10 protein-coding genes are annotated in these 14,342 nt (G+C 48.4%); 3 read left to right on the top strand and 7 right to left on the bottom strand.

All coding sequences use genetic code 11. The features are described 5' to 3' along the window. The first annotated feature begins 161 nt into the window (after nucleotides 1–161). From GYMC52_RS11790 to GYMC52_RS11780, 3 genes are all read left to right on the top strand, one after another. A complete protein-coding gene (locus GYMC52_RS11790) occupies nucleotides 162–1,535 on the top strand; it encodes an IS1380 family transposase (RefSeq protein ID WP_012820626.1) in 1,374 nt (457 codons plus the stop codon). A 334-nt stretch (nucleotides 1,536–1,869) separates the two neighbouring features. After that, the gene (locus GYMC52_RS11785; protein ID WP_012820650.1) at nucleotides 1,870–2,529 is read left to right on the top strand and encodes a FusB/FusC family EF-G-binding protein; all 660 of its coding nucleotides are present in this window, start codon (nucleotides 1,870–1,872) and stop codon (nucleotides 2,527–2,529) included. A gap of 266 nt (nucleotides 2,530–2,795) precedes the next feature. Continuing rightward, nucleotides 2,796–4,454: an IS1634 family transposase gene (locus tag GYMC52_RS11780; protein WP_012820529.1), complete on the top strand. Its 1,659-nt coding sequence runs from the start codon at nucleotides 2,796–2,798 to the stop codon at nucleotides 4,452–4,454. A 285-nt stretch (nucleotides 4,455–4,739) separates the two neighbouring features. Here GYMC52_RS11780 and GYMC52_RS11775 read toward each other — a convergent pair whose 3' ends face one another. The 7 genes from GYMC52_RS11775 to GYMC52_RS11740 all read right to left on the bottom strand — a co-directional run bounded on the left by GYMC52_RS11775 (nucleotide 4,740) and on the right by GYMC52_RS11740 (nucleotide 13,810). Then, nucleotides 4,740–6,407, bottom strand: a complete 1,668-nt coding sequence (locus tag GYMC52_RS11775; RefSeq protein WP_023633822.1) for an IS1634 family transposase — start codon at nucleotides 6,405–6,407, stop codon at nucleotides 4,740–4,742. A 661-nt stretch (nucleotides 6,408–7,068) separates the two neighbouring features. Beyond that, entirely contained in the window at nucleotides 7,069–7,821 is a 753-nt protein-coding gene (gene istB, locus GYMC52_RS11770) for an IS21-like element helper ATPase IstB (protein ID WP_011230286.1), read from the bottom strand. Then, nucleotides 7,818–8,981, bottom strand: a complete 1,164-nt coding sequence (locus GYMC52_RS11765; RefSeq protein WP_012820651.1) for a transcriptional regulator — start codon at nucleotides 8,979–8,981, stop codon at nucleotides 7,818–7,820. The genes istB and GYMC52_RS11765 overlap by 4 nt, the downstream gene beginning before the upstream one ends. A gap of 367 nt (nucleotides 8,982–9,348) precedes the next feature. After that, nucleotides 9,349–11,274 carry an FtsX-like permease family protein gene (locus GYMC52_RS11755; protein ID WP_012820652.1) on the bottom strand — a complete coding sequence of 642 codons (1,926 nt, stop codon included), beginning with the start codon at nucleotides 11,272–11,274 and terminating at the stop codon, nucleotides 9,349–9,351. Then, nucleotides 11,271–12,026, bottom strand: a complete 756-nt coding sequence (locus GYMC52_RS11750; protein ID WP_012820653.1) for an ABC transporter ATP-binding protein — start codon at nucleotides 12,024–12,026, stop codon at nucleotides 11,271–11,273. Before GYMC52_RS11750 ends, GYMC52_RS11755 begins: the two co-directional genes overlap by 4 nt. A 93-nt stretch (nucleotides 12,027–12,119) precedes the next feature. Beyond that, nucleotides 12,120–13,124 carry a sensor histidine kinase gene (locus GYMC52_RS11745; RefSeq protein ID WP_012820654.1) on the bottom strand — a complete coding sequence of 335 codons (1,005 nt, stop codon included), beginning with the start codon at nucleotides 13,122–13,124 and terminating at the stop codon, nucleotides 12,120–12,122. Continuing rightward, complete coding sequence (locus tag GYMC52_RS11740) at nucleotides 13,124–13,810, bottom strand: response regulator transcription factor (RefSeq protein ID WP_012820655.1); 687 nt, start codon at nucleotides 13,808–13,810, stop codon at nucleotides 13,124–13,126. Before GYMC52_RS11740 ends, GYMC52_RS11745 begins: the two co-directional genes overlap by 1 nt. Between the last annotated feature and the right edge of the window lie 532 nt (nucleotides 13,811–14,342).

The following is a 14,342-nucleotide window of genomic DNA, read 5'->3' as shown; positions in this document are numbered from 1 at the left end:
CTGATATACCTTGCTCCTTGGCTCGCACATCCTGCTTGTAAGGATCCGTGTCAAACTTAAAACCTGAATCCGTGACAAAACATCTTTACAATGGTCGCAAACCGTTGATACGATAAGGGAAAACGACGTTAACGACTTTTCATCAAGCAGGTGAAAATGCGATGAAAGATTTCCCGATTCGGTTTGTGTTGACAGATGAAGCCATTACCCCAAGTGCGGGGCTTGCCCTCGTTGGCTACTTGCTCCATCAAACGAAACTGAATAAACGAGTAAACGCGCTTCGGCCTCCTACCGTTCGTCGAGACGTGCACATTTCCCATAGCGACGTCATTCGCTCGATGATCGGCTTGCTTGCCACAGGAAAAACGGACTTTGATCATATTGAAGCATATCGTCAGGACGATATCTTTTCGACATCGATGGGCATTCAGCACGTGCCTTCCTCCCCAACGTTGAGACAGCGACTCGATCAGCTCGCTTGTCTTCCGATGACCGAAACGATTCTTTGGGAGGAGTCCATGCGTCTGTTGATTCAACGACATGCCACCTTGTCCCCTTGTTGGGCCAAAGGAAAGACGACATGGCTTCCCCTTGATATAGATGGCTCCCCATTTGACAACTCCGATACGAAAAAAGAAGGAGTGAGTCGAACGTATAAAGGATTTGACGGTTTTACGCCGTTGTTTGCGTATGCGGGGAAGGAAGGCTATATCGTTCATGCCGAGTTGCGTCCTGGAAAACAACATGTGCAAGACAACATGCCTTCGTTTTTAACCACCGCCATCCGTCGAGCTCGTCAACTGACCTCGTCTCGTCTGCTTGTTCGCATGGATGCAGGAAACGACGCGGAAGCAAACGTGCACGTGTGTCTAAAGGAAGACGTGGACTTTGTCATCAAACGAAACTTGCGCCGAGAATCGAAAGCGCTTTGGTTCCAGATCGCTTCGCAAAAGGGCAAACGCGTCGATGATGGACAAACAGAAGGAGTCCAAACGTATGAGTTATGCCTTCCACAGACGGCAGCGATCGATGGAAATACGTATACGTACGTTCAAGTCACCCAAGTGACGGAACGGACGATGGAACGCAATGGACAGGTGATGCTCGTTCCTAATTATGAAGTGGAAAGCTATTGGGTGCGGCTCAAAGGATACGAGCATGTTCGAATGAGCGATGTGCTCGCGTTGTATCATGATCATGCGACATGCGAACAGTTTCATAGCGAACTCAAGAGCGACTTAGATTTAGAGCGGCTTCCATCTGGGAAGATGAAAACGAATGCGCTCGTGTTGGTCATGGGAGCCTTCGTGTACAACCTTCTTCGCCTGATCGGACAAGATCTATTAAGCGACCCGAGACATCCATTACATCACAAAGTGAAACGCCGCCGCATCAAGACGATCATTCAGACGGTGATCACGATGGCAGGGCGACTCGTTCGCCGATCACGGCAACTATGGATGAAACTGACGCGAAGGAGCGGGTACAGTATACTCCTACTGAATGTGTATCAAAAATGGAAAGAAGCAAGATAACAAACAGATGTTCGGATGCAAAAGTCAACCATCACTCCCTGTACTTTTTTGCCTCTTTTTTAGTTTAGATCTCCATAAAAAGAAATTTATCTCATTTTTAAACATGAAAATAGTGCAGGGAATCATCACAAAAAGGGATTTATGGATCATTCATCCATATAACTAGCACCAAAATCGAAGTTGATTTCCATCCATCACGGATTCAGGTTAAAATAATTTATGCAAAAATATGTAAACTTACGGGAAACTATTTATACTTTTTCGCTATTTAATCCCTTTATTAAATAGAGTTATTAACTGTTAAATCTCTTATTTGATTAGGAGGCAAATTTTTATGCTTGAAAAATTTATTCTAAACCACCAATACAATTTTATTAAGAAGCAAGTTGAAATGCTTAAGCAAAATATAAACCAAAACATTGATAATGATGTATTAGCTAACATAAGAGAAATGTCTTTAAATAAGGTGGTTTCCCAATTTAGTAATTTAAATGAAGAACAATATAGGCTTTTGTCTGAAATTAATAAAATAAAAACTGAGCTGGAGTTTGATGAGTATATAAAAAGAATATATGACTATACTAAACATTTTCCTTATTTAAGCGAGGTTAAATTAAGAAAGTTATTTAAAAATGTAAAAAAGTTAAATATACCAAGGAATATTTTTAATGAAGATAAGCCATTAACATATGTAAGTTGGAATGATTTAGGCTCCTTTAGGAAATTTTTTATTTATCAATTTAATAATAAAATTGTAGGATTTCAATCAAGAATTACTTTATGCAATAAAAAAGGGTATTGTGCATTCTGTAATTCTTTTGAAGAACTAGTCTTAATATCCTCAAATTCAAAGCACAATAACCAAACTTCATATTATAAAGCTTTTGGTCATTATGTATGCCTAGATAGCGAACGTTGTAACAAAAATATTACAGACACTAAACAACTAGATGAGTTTGTTAGAAAATTATATTTAACCCGTGGTGCTAGATAAACTTGATCAAGCATAAAAATAGCCCTTGCTGGCGGATCTCCAGTAGAATGAAAGTGTCACCCAACATTCGAAAGGAGAGATCCCCCATACCCATCAAGTTAAGAATTTTGGTCTTTGTGCATCGTCAAAAACATGGTATCCTTTCTAACGAACACTCTACGTTAGAACTCACATTTCGCACCCTTCCGACGAAAATCGGGAGGATTTTTTGTTCCGATGTCGAATGAATCCTTGACACACAAGGAACGTAAAGGAGTTTTTCTCTCATGAATGTGAAAGTCAAAGGGGTCTATCGTAATGGTTATTTGAATATAATAAGTGTTCTAGTCAAAAAACTCGACATCCCCCACTTGATTGACCATCTTGTGCCCGTCGATCCACAGTGCCAAACGCGAGTCAGCGATGCCGTTCAGGCCATCCTTTACAATCTATTTGACGGCCGGCAAGCCCTGGTTCACTTAGAACGATGGGCTCAGGAGATCGATCTGGAGAAACTCATCCGTCCCGGTCTCCATCCTTCCTGGTTGAACGACGATGCCTTGGCCCGTCATCTCGACCGCTTGTATGAGGCCGATATTCACAAGGTCATCAGCACTTGCTTGATTCACATTTATCGCAAAGAAGGCCTTTCCCTCCGAGCCTTTCACGCCGATACGACAGACAAAACTGTTTACGGAGCGTATGAATCGGCCTCATTAGAGGCTTTGCAGATCACACATGGCTATAACCGCCATCACCGTTGGCAAAAACAGATCGGCTTCGGGCTGGTCGGCAACGAGGATGGCATCCCGTTTTACGGCGATGTGCATGACGGCAATCTATCGGATAAGGCGTGGAATCCTGAGGTGCTGTCGCGGATCCACGAACAGTTCAAACAAGCCAAGATCGACGACGAATGGATTTACGTGGCCGATTCCGCCGCGATGACGAAAGACACCTTGGCGCAGACAAAAGCCGCCCGTGCCTTTTTGATCACCAGAGGCCCTTCGTCGCTTCGAATCGTGAAACAGGCGCTCGCGGAGGCCGATTCGCCTCACATCCCGTGGAGCGAACCCTTTACCCTAGCGGAGAGAAACGGCGCCACGTACCGGGTATGGGAAACGGCCGCGACCTATGAAGGCCACCCGGTTCGGCTGATCGTCGTCGAATCGAGCGCGCTCGACCAGCGCAAAGGAAAAACGCTCGAAAAAGAGCGGGTCAAAGAAGCGGAGCTTCTTCGCGAGGAACAAGTCCGTTGGGAGCGCCACCCCTTCTCCTGCCGCGAAGACGCCGAACAAGCCTTGACGTCCCTCAAGGCGTCCCTTCGCCCTCGGTTTCATCGAGTGGAGGCCGCGGTCGAAGAGATCGTGCGTCCGAAAAAACGGCGCGGACGGCCGAAAAAAGGGGCGGAACCCGAGACGGAGACGCTGTACACCCTTCGCCTAAACGTCGAATTCGACCAACCGGCATGGGAACAGGCAAGACGGAAAGCGTCCCGGTTTGTCCTCGTCACGACCGTTCCGAAGGAATGGAAGGGCCAACAAATGGATGCCCAAGAGATCTTGAAGCTGTATAAAGGGCAAATCTCGGTGGAAATGAACTTCGCGTTTTTGAAAGATCCGTTTTTCACGGATGAGATTTATGTCAAAAAACCAGAACGGGTCGCCGTATTGGGCTATCTATTTCTCTTGGCCTTGGCGATTTACCGCGTTTTTCAGCGCCGGGTGCGTCAGTTCATCACACCAGAACGCCCGTTAAAGGGCGCGGGAGGCCGCAAGCTGACCCGGCCAACGGGACAGGCGATTTTTCAGCTGTTTCAATATGTGAACGTCATCCTGCTGGAGCTGCCAGACGGGCGCATCCAACGCGCACTGGATCGCTCCCTCAACCCGGATCAGCGAAGGATTCTGCAGGGATTGGGCATGGATGAGAGCATCTACGTCTAACATGATACAGAACGACTAGCGATGGTAAAAAAAGGATTGCCATCGCTCGTTGTGTTGGTCAAAAAGTTATTCTGAAAAACTAAATAAAAAATCCTTTGTTTTGACCTTGTTAGGGTGCGAAATGTGAGTTAGAAAGGATTTTTTTCATGGAAAAACAAATGAAAGCATGGATTCAAACCATTCGTCAACTCTTCCCGAGTTCGACAGTCACTAGGCAAACAAAATGCCTCTCGCCCCTTGATACAAAAGGGATCGGAGGCATTTGGGCACACTTCGGGCGTGTATCTAGGTGCGAGGGTGGATGCCTAGAATCTTTGGAGGAGGTTCCAGCCCTAGAGCCGCAAGGAATAGCGCTTGTTTGGCCGTCAGTTCGGTTCGTTGATAAAGGTCGCCGTTTTTTGAAGAAAAATGTCCAAGCATGAGACGCTCGCATTCGTCTCTTACTTTCGGCCACGATTCATGAGTTCGGATCTCCACGATCCGAACCAGCAAGAGAGCCAGCCAACTGAGCAGCACATGCGCCCGGATACGGTCTTCCAAGCGATGATACATGGGGCGCAGCTCGAGTGTTGATTTCAACGTCCGAAAGGCCTGCTCGATATCCACCAGTTGCTTATACCCGAGCGCGACATCCTCGGCAGACAAGGTGTCATCGGAGGTTCGGATGAGATATTTGCCATCGTACTTTTCCGCTTCACGAACCGCTTGCTTGTCGATGCGAAGCGTTCCATCCTTCAATTGACGCAAGTATTTTCCGTAGGACGGATGGGAACGCAGCCGGCAGGTGGCCTTATGATGAGCTTCATTGGGGAGTTGGCGAAGCCCCTCCAACTCCTCTTTCAGCGATTCGAGCAGCTTTTCCCGTTCCTTGCGTTGGCGTTCGGCTTCGCTGGGATTGTACACGAGAACATAGCGCTGACGCGCTTCTCCGTCGCCCACGATGATTTCTTTGATATGCAAGTTCTCGCGAACTTGTTGGTAGCGCCCGCGACGGTTTAGGGCCTCTTCGACGGCGGCTTTGCCGGACCGCATTTTTTCGCCGACAATGTAGTGTCCCCCGGCCTGTTGCAAGATTCGCAAATTCTCTTCAGACGAAAATCCGCGGTCCATCACGCTGATCACACGCCCAAGCTTCCAGCCAATCAAGTCTTGTTTCACCTGTTTGATGACCGTCATATCCATCGTATTGCCAGGCCATACCCAAGCGCGAATGGGGACTCCTTCCCGGGTGACGGCCAGTCCAATGACGATTTGGACCAAATCGGGACGCTTATCTTTGGAAAACCCCTGCTTTCGAAGCGATTCTCCTTCTGGTGTTTCGGATGGATCCACTTCGAAGTACGACGAAGTCGTATCAAAGTAAATCAAATCGACTTCCAGGTTCAATAAATCGGCCACGGCATGGAACACTTGGCGTTCCAATTCCGGCTGCACAGCCAGCAGCTCATCCATCGCCCGGTACAACTGGTGGCTGGCGACTTGGGGAAGATGAGGGATATGCACGTCTTTCTCCACCCACTCCTCCATCGCCAACTTGCTTGACGGATGAAGGGCACGATTCGCCACCATGGCAAAAATCAGCCGTTCCAACGGAATCTGATGATGTCGGGAGGCAAACAAGGAGTGGAGAATCTCTCCCAATCCCAGTTGTCTCCAGAGCTGATCCAAAAGCCAAGCGCCACCAAGGCGTTTGCTTGATTGAAACTGAAAGTCATCCGACACTTCTCCTGTCAACGTCTCGATTTCCCAAGCCTGCTCAGGAGAAAGGAATCGCGAAATGCTTTTGGCCAGACGCTCCAAGACAGCGCGATCCACCTCGTCTTCGCGCCCAAACGAATAAATCACCTTCGCTTTCGCATATTTGGCCTTCGGATCCCATTCGTTGTGAGCAAGCTGGAGATACGCCACGGTCGTTCCATCTTTGTTTTTGCGTGTTACTCGCCGTATGTACATGCCTATATTATAACCGATATTCAGCTGTTTTAAAAGTTAAAATAAACAAGTCGTGTGCCTATGAAATTCAGTGTTTTTTTCTAGGATCCGCATCGCGAAATCTTTGATATAACAGCATTTTGGCCATTTTCATTTGCCTAAAATGGCCTCAAAACTGTCGAACTCGGGCTCTTTTCTCCCGAAGAATGAACCCGTCTCGCACGGAAAACAGGCTTTATCCGGCGGCAGCGTTCGTTAACGGCGGAAGCCTTTCTGACTCTCTGTGCATGGGGAGATGGCTCACTGGCAAAACAGTCGCTTCAGCGGTTGTGTGCGGCCTTGACGCTCTGGCATGGATGTTCCCTTTCAAGCGAAGGCTTGAATCAGCGTTTTACCGATCGGGCCGTGGCATTTTTGCGAGAAGTGTTTTTCCTTCTCCTCCTGCATCAACGTCCATTGCTTTTGTCAGCCATGGAGACCTATCGAACTTGTTTTACCCGCCTGCGGATTTTGGACTCAACCAGCTTTTTGGTTCCCGCTGACTATGGGGAAGACTATCGAGGTTCCGTTTTGTCGGGGGTGAAAATTCAGTTTGAATATGACTTGTTATCCGGCGTGTTTTTTGCAAGCAAAAAATGCAGAGAAGTGCAAGAAAAAATACATAGGCTTGCCAGCTCAAGACTTAAGGTTCCAGACCGGAGGCAGAGGACGGCTGGATCGCGGAGAGAGCGTTCCGCAGTCGATAGCTCTCTCCCGTAAAGGCCAAGATGTGGGCGTGGTGAACCAAGCGATCCACCAACGCTGCCGTCAAACGGTTGTCCCCAAACACCCGATTCCACTGTCCAAATTCTAGATTCGATGTCACCATGACGCTTTTTCGCTCGTAACAGTCGGCGATAATATGAAACAACAGTTCCGATCCTTGCTTTTGAAACGGCACATAGCCGAGTTCATCCAAAATCAACAGTTCGCATGGGTCGAGGCTTCGTTTCAGCCGTCCGAGCGTGCCGTTTTTCAACGCCTCTTCCAGCTGGGCGACAAGATCCGCGACGCGGAAAAACCGAACCTCATGGCCTTGTTGGCACGCCTGAATGCCAAGTGCTGTGGCGAGATGGGTTTTCCCCGTTCCAGGTGAACCTAAAAGCAGAACGTTTTGCTTTCGCTCCAAAAAGCGAAGGTCACACAGTTCCTCCCTCGATGTCGTGGCTGGCCAATGGATATGACCCGACCATTCGTAATCCTTCAGCCATTTCAACTCCCGAAACTTGGCTTTCTTGATCAGCCGAGCCTGTTTCGCTTCTTGGCGGCACGACAGTTCCAGCGCCAATACATCCCGCAAAAACTGTTCTTTCGTTTCGAATCTCACCTCCTCGAATCGATCTGCGATATAGGCCAAATGCAGCGCTTTACAAATCTCTTTCACCTCTGCTCTCATCTCTGGACACCCCCTTCCCGAGCGGGATGAAGACGTTGATCATACACCGTTAAATCCGTTTCATAGTCGATTAGAACGGAAGGGGTGTATGATTCTTCCCACTTGTCCGGGTAATAGGAGTGCTTCGCTTCCATCAACACGCCGATTTCATGAGGAGCCAAGTCCCATCGCTGACTCTCCTCGAGCCACTGGGCGATTTCGTAAAGCGTGTGCCGATCCAACAGCGCTCGCAGTCCTTTCAAACGGGCCACCACCTGGGGCGGGGGGCCAGCCAGATACGTTCGGATCGCCTCCGGCAAGTACGTCCGGTAGCGGGAATGTCCGACAACCCGGGGTTTGGTCTCCCACTCAGCGAAAATCTCTTTCCAAGGGATTTCGCGTTTCACGTTCGTATACGGCCTGGGCGCTTCAAGATGGACGTCTCCATCGGAAGAGAACACAACGAAACGATTCCATTCTTTCTTCACCAACACCCGGTTGGGGACGGACAGGCCATGGACGACGAACGCCTTCCCATCCACCATCACTTCTCCGTACTGATTCACGTAAGCGTGATCGAGGGAGAAGATCGGAAGATCTTGTTCCGGCAACGCCAACAGCTCCGGTTGCTCTTCCTGCCATAGTTCCTCGATCCACCGCCCCTTTTCATAATGAGGACGGTTTCGGTCCTCGACCATCTTGCGATGCAGCCACTCCACCAGCTCCGGATCCGACTCCATCAATGGAGCGGGGATGAAACAAAGGTTGCGAGTGTAATAGACTTTTCGCTCCGCATTTCCTTTCTCATGTCCACTGTATGGATTGCACACTTGTACATCAAACCGATAGTAGAGTTGGAATTTCTCAAAAGCCTCGGTGAATCGGCGTTCTCCCCCTTTTCGAATCGACACAATGGCCGCGGACAAATTGTCAATGCGCAATGCCTTTGGCACTCCCCCAGCCTGACGAAACAGCTGCGTCAACCCAATGATTTGCCCGTACCCTTCTTCCTCCATCATCCCTTTTTTGCGTTTGATGGTTGGTTGGACAGAAATGTCTCCATCTGCGTATTTCTTGACCGTTCTCCAGTTATATCCCGTTTCACGGGAAATTTCCGCAATCGATAACCCTTTCTTTTCACGCAGTTTTCTGATACGATTCATTTCGGGCATTGCCAGCATCCTTTCGCTCCTCCACTGTTTGGTTTATGTGTTCACAACTTCCACAGTAGAGGAAATGTTAGGGGCTGGCAAGCCTTTTTTCTTTGCCTTAGACTCTGCACGTTTTGTTGCAGAACTCTGTATTTTATTTTGCAATAAACAGTTGATTTCCATCCATCACGGATTCAGGTTGAATATCATAAGTGCTCTAGTCAAAGAACTGAGCCTTTCTCAATTGATTGGCCATCTTGACGGCCGGCAAACCCTCGTTTGCGTGAAACAATGGGATTTTACGATTGATGAAATGAAAAACCCTTTCTTTCACCCCTGTTAGGGTGTAAAGAGGGGACTGACGCCAACAGCCCATGTTTTGGCGTCAGCCTCTTGTTCATAGCGCCTCGCGAATTAGCTTTTTGTCATAACGAACAGACAACACCCCAAACAGCGAATAGCAGGCCGTGTAAATCGCCATCACCGTCAACATCGGCGTCCACAGTTCGGTGCCGAAAAAGAACCAGCCGGAGCGGACGGCGAAATAGCTATGGGACAATCCCAGCAACAACGGAATGCCAAAGTAGAACAGCTGTTTCCGCCGAATGCCCCCGAGCAAGTCTTTTTCGGTGAATCCTAATTTGCGCAAAATCGTGTAGTTCGGCCGCTCTTCTTCGCCGGCGCCCATTTGCTTGAAGTAAAGAATGCAGCCGGATGTGACCAAAAAGGCGAGTCCTAAAAAGGTGACGACAAACATGATCAATCCGAACGTTTGCTTTTGGTGGCGGCTCATCATCAGGCGCGAATCGGCAATGGAGGAAAACTCCATGCGTTGAAACAACTGATCAGCCCGTTCAATATTTGTTTCGTCAGTCAGATGAATTCCGATATGCACCTTTTTCTTTTGTGGATCGGTTTCTTTTTGCAAACGATCAAACATCGTTTGGTCGACGATGACGGTCGGCATGCCGTACGTGAAATGATAGTTGACGTAATAGTCTTTTTTCATCCCAAGGTAATGAAGCGGGACCATGCGGCCGTTTTCTTCTAAGCGAATCGTTCCCGTTTCTTTAAACGGCAAGAATTGACGGAGCATGTCCTGATATCCCGTCAGCAGCGCTTCATTAGGCTTGACATCGATGCGGCCTGTACTTGTGTCGCTGATCACCGATAGCGGCGCGGCGGACGGCTGAAACTGGAGCCGGCTTTGATCAGCGATGTCCAAAATCATCGAAATATCAGTCGGTGCTTCGATGACATCGATAATCGTTTCCCGATAGCGAATATCATGAGATCGCAACGCCGCCGTAAAACGGGCGGCATCTTTTTTGTCCGTAAACGCGAAATCGGCGGCGACGTTGTTTTTGGCTGATTGCTCGGCTGAATAATAGGAAATATAGCTTAGTGAGATCAACCCGATCGCGATGGCCGACACGGTCGTGATGATCGTAAGCAGCAACGTGTTCGATTTCATGCGAAACATGAGCGACGATACCGATAGCACGTCGTTGATCGACAAATAGCCACCTTTTTGTTTCCGCCATAGGTGGAACAGAAAGCTGATCGTTCCTTTGAAAAACAAATAGGTGCCGATGATGACAGCGCCTAAAATGAACGCCATGGCCATGAATAATCCTTGCACGCTCTTCCAGTCGCTGCTAAACAATTTCGTCGATATACCATAGCCGCTGCCGATGAGGATGATCCCCACCATCCCCACGACCATGTTCCATACGGATACGTGTTTTGCTTCGGTTGTGGATGTAGTGCGGAACAAGGATAAAATCGTCTGTTTTTTGAGAAACAAGCGGTTCATCCCCATCATGAGGACATCAATCACGCTGAACACAATCAACGTTTGCACCAATGCTCGGCCAGAAAAGGAAAGAGATGCCGCTAGCGGAATATCGATGATTTTAAACAAAATCATCATCAACAGCTTGGAAGCGGCAAATCCCACCAATATGCCGATGATCAGTGTGCCGTAATAAAGAATGACGTTTTCGGCCGCCAGCATAAAAAAGATGTTTCGTTTCGTCATGCCGATCAACTGCAAAAGAGCGATCTCATGGCTCCGACGCTTGATAAACAGGGCGTTGGCGTACAAAAGAAAGACGGCGACAATCACGATAAGAAGCACCGCGCCTGTGCGGACGGCCGCCGCGCCTTTCACTCCCCCTTTGATGGCATCAAGCGATGGATCGTACTGCAATGTCACGAACGCGAAATACAAGGCGGAAGCAAACATCAAGGCAAACACGTACAAATAATAATGTTGGATGTTTTGTTTCAAGTTGCGGAACAGGAGTTGCTTCATGCTCATGGCCGAACACCGCCCAGCACGCCTTGCGTTTGCATAATGGCTTGGAAAAATTGCTGCCGCGTTTCCGTTCCTTTATACAGTTGCGTATACAATTGTCCGTCTTTGATAAAAACGACACGGCCTGAGAAACTGGCGGCGACCGGATCGTGGGTGACCATGATGATTGTCGTCTTCCGTTTTTTATTAAGTTGTTGCAGCTTGTGCAATAAATCGGAAGCCGATTTTGAATCGAGTGCGCCCGTCGGCTCATCGGCAAAAATGATGCTCGGTTCATGGATGAACGCCCGCGCCGCGGCAGCGCGCTGTTTTTGCCCACCAGAAATTTCGCTCGGATAGTGGTTTTGGATGTCAATAATGCCAAGTTCAGCCGCCAATTCTGCAAATTTCTTTTCCGCTTCTCGCTTGGGCGTTTTCGTAATCGATAAAGGCAAAAGGACGTTCTCCTTCACCGTCAGCGTGTCAAGCAAATGATACTCTTGAAAGATGAATCCGACATGGCGTTTGCGAAATTCTGCCAGCTCTCGGTCTTTCATGGCGACGACGTTGTTTCCTTCGATGAAAATAGCGCCCTCGCTCACCCGGTCGATTGAGGAAAGAACGTTGAGGAGCGTCGTTTTCCCTGATCCGGAAGGCCCCATGATCGCGAGAAATTCCCCCTTCTCCACACGCAGATCGATGCCTTTGAGCACTTCTTGTAGGTTCTTTTTCGTTCCGTACGTTTTGTGGATGTTGGTTGCTTCCAATATGACCATCTCGTTTTCCCTCCTTCGTTTCTATCATAAGCAATGGGGTTGGTTTTTTCCTGCGTTTGGCCGAACAAAACGAAACCGCGTGTGACAAAATCGTCACATGCGGTGCGTGCGGATGATGTCATTTTCTTGCGGAAATATGATCGTAAATGTCGTTCCGCGCCCGGGCGTGGATTCGACATGAAAGTCAAGAAGAAGCGGTTTGGCGGCTTTTTTCGCCAAATACAGCCCCATCCCCGTCGCCGCTTCATTTTGGTGTTCGGTGGTGGAGGTGAATCCTTTCTCGAAAATGCGCGGCAAGTCCTTTGGATCAATGCCCAAGCCGAAATCTTGAATTTGCAAGCGGACATGGCCGTTTTTCATAAAGCTTTTCACGACAATGTCAGATGACTCGCTGTATTTCACCGCATTCGTGATGATTTGCCGGATGATAAAAGAAAGCCATTTGGCATCGCTCAGGACGGAGCGGACGTCCAATTGAAGGTCAAAGCCGATGCCTTTTTGCATACACCACGATTGCAGCGGTTTAATCTCATTGATGAGAAGCGGCTCAAGCTCGACTTGTTCGATATATAAGTCGTTTTCCATGTGTGGAAGCCGTCGTTGATGAAGTTGCTGATCAAGAAGCAGATGAATGCGCAGCCATTCGTACAAGAGTTGCGCTTTCGTGTTTTCGTCCCCGACCCGTTCGATGATGAGCCGCATGGCCGTCAGCGGCGTTTTCATTTCGTGAATCCATGACAACAGTTCATCTTTCTCTTGTTCCAACGTGGCGAGGTGTTCTTTCAGTTCCTGTTTCCATTGGTCCGTTTGGCTGGCGAGGACGCGTTCGACGATCTTCTCCAGTGGGCTTGCCGCCCGCAGGGCAGAGACGGGATCGAGGCCGCGCTCCCACTCTTGCAAACGTTGATAAAATGCCGTTTCTTTTTTCCAACGGATGATGACAAAGACAACAAAGATGATAGTCGTTAAAAAGACGATGTAAAGGATGGAGGAGAGCGGAATCGTCGGATCCAGATAAGCGACAAACAGGATGAACAGCTCCAGAAAGAGAAAGAGGGCCATCCAGCTTTTTCGTTCCCACAAATAGTCTTTGATCATCAGTGGCTCCCTTCTTCCGTAGCCATATAGCCTTGCCCAACTTTCGTTTCAATGAAGCGGCCCAAACCGAGTTCGTCCAGTTTTTTCCGCAGGCGGTTGACGTTGACGGTCAGCGTGTTGTCGCTGACAAACCGTTCGTCTTCCCATAGCCGTTTGATCAGCTCCGTCCGAGCAACGATCTGGTTTTTCTTGGCCAATAAATGTTTCAAAATCAACAGCTCGTTTTTCGTCAGCTCCACTGTTCCGTGTTCATTTGAGACTGTGCTTTTTTCATAGTCGACCGTTGCCCCGCACCATGTTTGCAGCTGAACGGGCCCGGCATTGTAGTTGTACACGCGGCGGAGCAGCGCTTGGATTTTGGCGATCAGCACATCGAAATGAAACGGCTTTTGGATGTAATCATCAGCCCCAAGCTGCATCGACATGACCATATCAGTCGGGTGGTCGCGCGATGATAAAAACAAAATCGGGACGTTCGAATGAGCACGAATCTGGCGGCACCAGTGGAACCCGTCAAATTTCGGCAGCTGGATGTCGATGATCACCAAGTGCGGCTTGCAAGCAGAAAACTCTTCCATCACACAACCGAAATCGCGGATGCCGCAAACGTCGTACGACCATTGTTCCAAACGTGCTTTGATTTCTTGAAACAACGTCACATCATCTTCAATGAGCAAAATGTTCAACTTTGCCTCACCCCACTTGTTTCTATTGAGAGTTCCGTTTTCATTATATTTGTTTGACCGTTCGGGGGAAAGGAGGTTCAAAATGGAAAGCATGAAAATGTATTAGACAGCAAAGCGATGGCCGCTGTTCGTGATCGGCGGCGGTTGGTGTATGCAGCCGAATGGGGTGCGTATGGCAAAAAGAGCTTGAAGTGATGATCGACGGTGGGCTATCATGGATATTGAGGATGGATAAGGAATGGTCAAATGTCGGTGCTCGATTGTTTGAGCTATGCTATGCGCAAGGAATGTATAAGGAATTAGAAATCATCGTTTGACGGGGGATTGGAATGGGAACAACATTTAGGAAAGGTTTTTTATTTTGTCTCTTCTTGTTTATCTGTCTTTTCCATGTGTTTCCTTCCGCTAAAGCGGAAGCGGCCGGACCGCGTACGCAACAGCTTCCTGGGCGCGCGCTCGATTGGGTCATGGATGATCAAAATGGGTATATTTATGCGCTCACGGAAAAGGGGATGTTATTATTTATTGAAGC

Source organism: Geobacillus sp. Y412MC52 (assembly GCF_000174795.2).
Taxonomy (GTDB): Bacteria; Bacillota; Bacilli; order Bacillales; family Anoxybacillaceae; genus Geobacillus; species Geobacillus thermoleovorans.
This window is presented reverse-complemented; position numbering and strand designations above follow the sequence as displayed.